This window comes from Arthrobacter sp. Y3223164 (assembly GCF_059091005.1).
On sequence record NZ_JBNHGF010000538.1, the window covers coordinates 1 to 1,503 of the forward strand.

A 1,503-nucleotide genomic window follows, 5' to 3' on the forward strand; every position below is an offset into this window, starting at 1 on the left:
GGCCCACCGGGGCGACCGGCGGTTCGGCCTGCAGATCCGGTGCGTCCACCGCGAACAGCTGGGCCCGCTTGTCGCCGGTGTAGCCGACCCCGTTCAGGCGGTACTTGTAGCCGGTGACCAGCCGGGCATCCTCGGCGCCGGGGCCAACGCCGTCCATCGTGCCGTAGCGCCCGTCCGCGGGGACCCGGGCCGCGAAGACCAGGCGGCGTGAGTCCGGGGACCAGACGAACGAGGAGACCCCCAGTTTCTCGTCCGTGACCGCGACCGGCTCCCCGCCCCGACTGTCCACCACCATCAGTTGCGCCCGTTCCCCCGGTCCGGCCGCGCGCAGGAACGCCAGGCAGAGCCCGTCGGGCGAGTAGGCGGGTGCGGTGTCCCTAAAGCCGCGCGTGAGGCGGCGGGGCGCACCGCCGCCGTCGTCCAGCGGGACTTCCCACAGTTGCCCCACGTAGCTGTCCGACGCGAAGTCGGGATGCGTGGCCGAAACCGCGGCCCGGCCGCCGTCCGGATGGAGCGTGGGGGCGGACACGGAATTTAATAAAGCAATGTCTTCAGATCGCACGACTGTGAGCCTAGTCTCACCAGCAGGCCGGAGCCAATCGGCGGATCGTGGTCCGGCTTTGCCTAGGATGGAGCATGCCCTCCGCCCCGCACTTCCAGGACCTGATCCCGCTGCTGCTCTGCCCGGTCTGCGGGGAAGGACTGCTGGCCGCCGGGCCCACCCCGGCCCAGGGGCTGCGCTGCGCGGAGGGCCACCAGTACGACGGCGCCCGGCAGGGTTACGTCAATATGCTCACCGGGCGCGGCACCCGGTTCACCCCGGACACGGCCGACATGGTGTCCGCCCGGGAGGCGTTCCTGGCCGCCGGCCACTACGCACCCCTGGCGGACCAGCTGTCCCGGACGGTCCGCGCCCTTCAGCCCGGCTCCCCCGCTCCCGTGGTGCTGGATGCCGGCGCCGGTACCGGCTACTACCTCGCGGCCGTCCTCATGGGGCTGGGCGACGGGCGGGCCGTGGCGCTGGACCTGTCCAAGTTCGCCCTCCGGCGCGCGGCCCGGATGCTGCCGGACGCCTTGTGCCTGGTCTGGGACCTCTGGAAGCCGCTGCCGCTGGCGGCCGGGACCGTGGACCTGATCCTCAACGTTTTTGCGCCCCGTAACCCGGCCGAATTCGCCCGTGTGCTGAAACCGAACGGGCACCTGGTGGTCGCCACCGCTGCGCCGGGGCATTTGGACGAGCTGCGTGACGTGGTCCCGCTGCTGGCCGTCGACACCGATAAGGCCGACCGGCTGGGGGCGGCCCTGGGCGGCGACTTCGAAGAACTGGCCGCCGATCCGCTGCAGGTGCCGCTTCAGTTGGGCGCCGAGGACATCGTGCGGCTGGTCATGATGGGGCCCAACGCCCACCACACCGACGCCGACGCGGTGCGTGCGGCCGTCGGGGATGCCGGACGGCCGCTGCAGGTTACCCCACAACGGAAGAGCACACCTCTGAACAACACT

2 protein-coding genes are annotated in these 1,503 nt (G+C 71.7%); one reads left to right on the forward strand and one right to left on the reverse strand.

The window, feature by feature from the left end; translation table 11 throughout:
- Positions 1-529 (reverse strand): TolB family protein (locus AC5RUJ_RS16205; RefSeq protein ID WP_494156238.1); only part of this gene is annotated, 529 nt, incomplete at its 3' end.
- 107 nt (positions 530-636) lie between these two features.
- Here AC5RUJ_RS16205 and AC5RUJ_RS16210 point away from each other — a divergent pair.
- On the forward strand, positions 637-1,503 hold an 867-nt coding region (locus AC5RUJ_RS16210), incomplete at its 3' end, for a methyltransferase domain-containing protein (protein WP_494156239.1).